Source organism: Paenibacillus mesophilus (assembly GCF_005938385.1).
In the GTDB taxonomy this organism is placed as follows: domain Bacteria; phylum Bacillota; class Bacilli; order Paenibacillales; family NBRC-103111; genus Paenibacillus_AB; species Paenibacillus_AB mesophilus.
Genome location: NZ_VCRA01000049.1, coordinates 23,237 through 29,646 on the forward strand (window position 1 = coordinate 23,237; position 6,410 = coordinate 29,646).

Annotated in this window: 4 protein-coding genes; all 4 read right to left on the reverse strand. The window is 50.6% G+C overall.

The features are described from left to right. Positions 1-86: 86 nt before the first annotated feature. Positions 87-1,271: an RNA polymerase sigma factor gene (locus tag FE783_RS35830; RefSeq protein WP_138884207.1), complete on the reverse strand. Its 1,185-nt coding sequence runs from the start codon at positions 1,269-1,271 to the stop codon at positions 87-89. A 1,265-nt stretch (positions 1,272-2,536) separates the two neighbouring features. Beyond that, positions 2,537-3,418 (reverse strand): hypothetical protein, encoded by an 882-nt coding sequence (locus FE783_RS35835; protein WP_138884208.1) that lies wholly within the window; start codon positions 3,416-3,418, stop codon positions 2,537-2,539. A 650-nt stretch (positions 3,419-4,068) separates the two neighbouring features. After that, positions 4,069-4,833, reverse strand: coding sequence for an aminoglycoside 6-adenylyltransferase (locus FE783_RS35840; protein WP_238403396.1), 765 nt, complete (start codon positions 4,831-4,833; stop codon positions 4,069-4,071). A 776-nt stretch (positions 4,834-5,609) separates the two neighbouring features. Continuing rightward, positions 5,610-6,080: a VOC family protein gene (locus FE783_RS35845; RefSeq protein WP_138884209.1), complete on the reverse strand. Its 471-nt coding sequence runs from the start codon at positions 6,078-6,080 to the stop codon at positions 5,610-5,612. Positions 6,081-6,410 lie beyond the last annotated feature (330 nt).

The following is a 6,410-nucleotide window of genomic DNA, read 5'->3' on the forward strand; positions in this document are numbered from 1 at the left end:
GGATGAAAGAACATATATTTTAACCGCATTGCTGCACAAAAGACGCACTCCACCGTCGGACTCGACGGCGGATGGCCCTTGCGTTGTTAAGCATAATGCACTTTCAAAAACGCGATCCACCGACTTCGGAATTCCGGCTCGGAACACCGGAGAGCGTCTTTGAAATCAGTCGGCTTCCGGACTAGCCGATTCAATCCTTCCTCCCCGTATTCCCGCAAGATAAATTCCGCCAGTGTATATGCGAATTGAAACCCTTTTTTTCGTTCGAAATCCCAGGAATCGTCCTCCAAGTCCTCGAACGTCGGCACGTCGTCGCGCTCGACCGTACCGCGGATCGAGTCGCGAATATAATCCCTCGTCATCAGTCCAGCTTCATAACCGCCGAGTCCTTGATAAAGCCATTTGGGTGCGGTCGGGTTCACCTCTTTGACCATGAGGTTGGTGAACAAGTGAACGGTCGATTGCAGCACGGATTTGTACGTATGAGCGGGGCCGGGATTCAATGGCGATACGATCTTGATCGTCGTGCCGTCGATCACACCCATAAACCAATCCGGCGCGTCCGGTTCCCCGACCGCCCGGTGAAACGCATCGAGGTCCGGAGAAATCTCGATCGTCAGCTTCTCGGCCGGTTGATGCCGGAGAAGCTCGGTGATCCGTTCGACGCGACTTCCAAGCTCGCTGATCAGATCCTCCCGGACTTGTGCGGCATACGCGAGAGTTGGGTGATCCATAAACAGAAAGTTTTGAACGAGTGACATAATTGCGGGAACCTCCTCATGGTCAGCCAATTCGACGCGCAATTTCGCAAGCGCCCGATACAGCCTATTCTTGGTCGTACTGAGCTTAAGCCCGACGATCTCCGAAATTTCCTTCAGCGTACATCCGATATCATAATGCAGCGTGAGAATTTCGCGGTCGGTTTCGTTTAGTTGCCGCATAGCGGAGCCGATATCAATCCGAATCTCCACATTGTTCACGAATTCACAGGACACGAAACGACTGTCGAGCCGGCCCAGATCGGTATATTCTTCGCGCCTACGGCACTTGCTGCGGTATTCGTTCTTGAGCGTATTGCTCGCGATGCGCCATAGCCACGTAAAGGGGCTGGCGTGATCGCGAAATGCGTGCAAATTTTCCAGCGCCTTGACGAAGGTCGTCTGCGCCAAATCCTCCGCCGTCTGCTTGTCAACTCTCAGTTGCAAGTACTTGCTTAGCCTGTGGTGGTACCGGGCATAGAGGTCTTCCATTCGTTCGGCAGATGCATGCATGCGGTGAACCTCCTTGTGACGTCACATCCCATTAGACACCATAAACAGTGAAATAGCCACATCGAATCGAAAAAAAGGGAAGAGCTATGAATTGTCGTTTTGGCTTTCGTGTTCAATGGAAAAAGCCGCCATTTGGCGGCGGCATGACTTGTGATCGAAGAATTGAACTATCGTCTCCGTTATCGTAATGCAACTTGTTCTTATTCTTCTTCTACATGAATCTCTTTTAGAATGTCCGTAATTAGAACTGCCTTTGACTCTACAAGTTCATTTATCAACCAAGCCACACATTCTTCTGATGGGCTATTGCGTTCGTCACTTAGGAAGTGATTTATCCATGCAAACACCTGTTTAGATTCACTTATGCCCATGTAAAACATTGGACGTATCGCTATTTTCAAAAGCGCCCGTTCGAGACGTGGACGAGCATGCAGCACCCTCACAATTATAGCTTGGAATCCAATTTCCAATCATTTCAACAATCTGGTTGTCTTCGAGATCACAGGAACCATCTTTTATACTATCAAGCAGTTTGTCAATCTGCGTCTTAGAGATTTTTTGCATATCTACCGCATCACCTCAAATGATTTCTGCCCGCTAGCTTGAAAACGGCAACCGAATTTCATTGCCGACTACCATCTGTCTTAATTAAGCTATCGTCTCCGTTAGCGGAACAAGCCGCCGATCAAACCACCGGCAACCTTGCTTTAACCGGGTTGAGTATAGGTATTGAGATATGGCACCTGCATTTTCGAATCCTTAGATGTAAACAGCACGTAAGTACCGTCCGCCTGGCTGCGTCGGGAGTATCTTTGGGGCACGGCATCGCTGCGAAGTTGGCTGCGATTCGCCGGCGCGCTGCCGGCATCGGAGCAACTACTCGCGCCATGAGCGGTCCGGACTCTATCGAACGAATCGGTCTACACTGCGCGGCCGCACAGCTGGCCTGGGCCATCAGAGCAGCTGCTGGTTTCCCCGGTTTCGGACCCAACCGCTCCGCTCGAGATCCTCAGCATATCTGGACAACTCCTTCTATTGGTTGGCTACGCCGATATGGCCACGGCCATCACGAGAATACTAAACCAAAATCATTAGCTCCCGCGCCAGTGCCGCCCTTTCCAGACTCGACCGGGCGGCACGGGAGCAGCTGCAGCATCGCTCGTTTCGCACTCGACCGGGTAGCTCGGGATCGCTGCGTAGTTTTGCGATAGATGCGCTCACCGCTCCCGATCAGAGCACCGGCCGAAGCGATCAGGACCGCAGCATCAGCCGTCCGATGGGGCGTACTTCCTCACGTCCGGCTCGAATGACGCTCCATTGGACGGGTCCAACTCCAAGTGGGTGGTTCCGCGATCGTCGGTCAGCACGAGCATGCGCGAGCCGACGACGGGGACGCGGTCGGCGCTGGTGCGCATGTGCGCTGAGACGACACGAGGAGCACCGTCGACGATGTAACCTACCTCGACCGTGAACATCGGGTAATTGAAGAGCCAGGTGTTCGTGAAGCTCACGGCGGTCAGCGTCCCGGTGAATGATGAGCCCTCCACGCGGAGGCGCTCAAAGTCCGCCTGACGCCGCCGGGCATGGGCGATCGAGCCGGGCAACCGCAGGAGCACGATGGCGGCCCAGAGGGCGAAGCCGGCTCCGACGACGGCGCCGAGCTCTGGCGGGATCGTCGGCGACGTCGCGATGGCCTCGAGGTTGAAGGGGCGCCACGGATCACTTGTCAGCGTCCAGAGCAGGAGGACTCCCGCGTCTGCGGCGAGTCCTCCTGCGACCGCGAGCATCGCGAACAGGCCGGCGACCCTGATCTGTCCGAACTGCTCGACCGCTCGCGAGTACACTCCGCCGGTCACTCCGATCGCGACGAACAGCAGCACTACGGCGACGCCCACCGTGACCGGATGACCAAGGAGCATGCCGATCGCCGGTGTCGGCGCCAGGCCGAGCAAGGCGCCGAACGGCACAGAGCCTGTCAGTGCCCACAGTGCAGCGGCTGCGAGCAGCCATGGCAGCAGCGGAGCCGCGCGTCCGACGCGACGTCCCGACCGGAGCACCGTCATCCGTCCGCCCGTGTCCGTAGTGGAGAACAGCGGCAGTGTCTCGATGTGCTCCTGCTGATCCTCCGCAGCATCCCTTTTAGCCATACACACCTTCACATCCATAATTTTTTAGCTATATTTTACCACATATTGAATGTCCGGCCGGCCGGCGTCTGTTTCAACTCAACCGCTACATTCGGTATCCGCAGCATAGCCTGACATTTACTCTATTGGTGGCAGTCGCCAAAGTGGCAACATGTGATAGTCTTATGACGTCCGCTCGCTGGCCATTACGAGAATACCAAACCAAAATCAATAGCTCCCGCGCCTTCGCTTGGGCGCTGCCCTGTCCGGTCGCGACGGAAGCAACCCGGACCGCTACGTCGCTGCCAGAGATGACCGCATTATGCCGGCGCACCGCCCGACCGCCCCGCTGCGGCTGGAGAATATCCGGGTCATGGCATCTCTGCCGGAGCGGGCCGCGTTTAGCCGGTCTGTGCTGCCCATCCTTCCCGGCTGCGGCGGAAATAACCCGGAATGCGGCTTCCCCGCCGGATCTAGACGTCCTTCGCCGGCACCACCGCCCGTCCACGCGACTGCGATCGGAGCAGCGAGGAACGCGGTGAACTTCGGGAGTTGGCCGTACTTCGCTGACGTGTAGCACCCCGTTGGCCCGGTCGTGGCCGCTGCTTTGTTGAACTAACGTCTCCGTTAGTACAACAAATAACTGTCACACTTCGTATAGAATCTCCCAATTAAGACTGTGAGAGCATGGAACAAGCCTCATTAACGGCTTTACGAAACAATTCGTCAGCCAAAATGATTCCTTCTGCTATGTCCTTTACGTTTTTTACAGCATATAGACTCTCCAGATTTACCACAACCTCGGTGGGGAAGTCTCGAGACGCATGAACCAGAAAGCAGTTAGCTTGAAATGGAGTATAGATTACCCGGAATACATCCACAAGTGGATTCAAAACATACTTTTGATAGTAAATTAAAGACTCTAAAAAGAGTCCTCGTTTTGTATATTTAACTGCTCTACTCCTTTGACGATAAATGTCCTGGGCCCTCGCCAATTGAGCATGTAGTTGTGAGTGATGAGATTCGCGATCAATGTTTTGATACTTCACAATACCTGCCTTATCTACCAATACCGTTGGGACGACGGTCCTGTCTTCTTTAATAAATGAAACAGGATAACTTTCACTTTGGATAGTGACGTCAATAAAGAGAGTATCCGGAGTACCTTCAAGGTGGTACACTTTATAGCGGTTATTTGGGCGTCGACCAGGTTGTTCGTAAGCGATGTCAACTTTCCCCAATTCACCCAGACATTCATCCAATCTCCTGAACGCATCTTCAGTGTAGCCTTCTTTGGTATAGCATACCAAGTCAATGTCGGAATACTCGTCCAAATTTTTTGTGCCATCCGATCCCTCTAGCCAGAGGGCTAAGACATATTCTTCATTGCCCACATCTGAAAGAATATCTTTTATAATTGTCTCTCGAGTAATCATTATTATGCCTCCCACGGTGCTATAGTTGATATATTAATTTTACCATAGTTTCCCTATAACCTATGGACAAGCATCTGTATTATTTAAACTATCCCGTTACTTCAATGAAGAAAGGGAGCAGTTGCCGCGGTGTCTGCTCCCTTTCTAATTCCACTATCGTACCCGTTTAGTTCAATTCCTTGTTATCGTATCTTAGTCTCATCACATTTATAAAGCTTAATACGAAGATAAATAGTGAGCCCAAAATAATATAAAGTCCTATACTGAAAAGTCCAAGCACCGAAAACACTGTGCAAAGGAAACCGATTGTAAAGCACAATTTCCAATATTGTTTGTTCATCAGCCACAATGTGACAAGAAAGATTAGAGTGAATGCTGCACCATACTTAACGAATATCATCCCATTATGGAACTCGCTTGTTTCAGAGCCAAAATTATTTACATGTCGCAATCCAATCATTGCGAGCCAAATGGAACCAGTTATCCCCACTATTATTCCTAGGATTGCAGCAAGTTTCATTCGTCGCCCCCTTACTAGTTAATAATTCGCCGTTGTACCAGAAACCTGCCCGATAGTTCAGCAGGCTGCCATTGGTGCTGGCAGCCTGTGTCATGAAGCTCTTGTATCCGTTAGTGCAACAAATAATTAATTTGCCGGAGTATTGAGAAGGAAGCTTGAAAGATTCTTACTAGAATTAATAGATATGTGCAAAGACCCTAAAAGTAGTGGGCTTTCTTCTGTAGAAACCAAAAATCACGGCTGGCGAAGAAGGGCGTTATGCTATGGTATCATCAGCCGGTTGTGCAATTCCTAAAGCACGCGCTTGTTGTACCCTATCTATTTTTTTATCTTCTACTGCCCAAAACCGATTCCCATAAGGGTCGCAGAACATCATTACCGGTTCACCTCCACCGGCATCGGGAATAATTTCACCGACAGCTACACCGCTTTGAATTAAATCTGAACGTAATTCCTCAATATTATCTGTAGAAAATTGAATGCTGTAGTGCGGATTCCGTTTAATATCGCCTGTGTACCAAAGACTGTTTTCATCGTCCTCTTCTCCAAAAAGTAAAATTTGTTGCCCGTTATCCAGTTTAAGGCTTGCAATCCCCATTACCCAGTCAATTTTAAATCCGAGCACATTTGCATACCATTGTATTGCTTTTTCATATTCCTCTAAATTCCCCGATCCCGATTTACCAACCGGAATACCTAACACAAGTTTCTTCACACCAATAGCCATTTGATCTCCTCCATTATCTGATAAATATTTCCACTACAAACATTATCATATTGAAACCGATATTATCATAATTTTCCTAGATTTCGGGATTCAACTAAACTGCCCGTTCGTATTATGAGGTCAGCCAGTTTTTACTGGTTGACCTCTTTTGTTTTAAGGGGTTTAGTTACGGGTAGCCGGGGTAGAACGTCTCTGCCCGTGGAGCTTGACCCCGTGTGCTAAACTGTTCACCCCCTACTTGTAGAAACATGTTTGAGGCTGGTTGAGACAACGATCTCGAATAACAAGCGAAGCTATGACACTGCAAGATGGATTAGGGGCTTCCGGCAA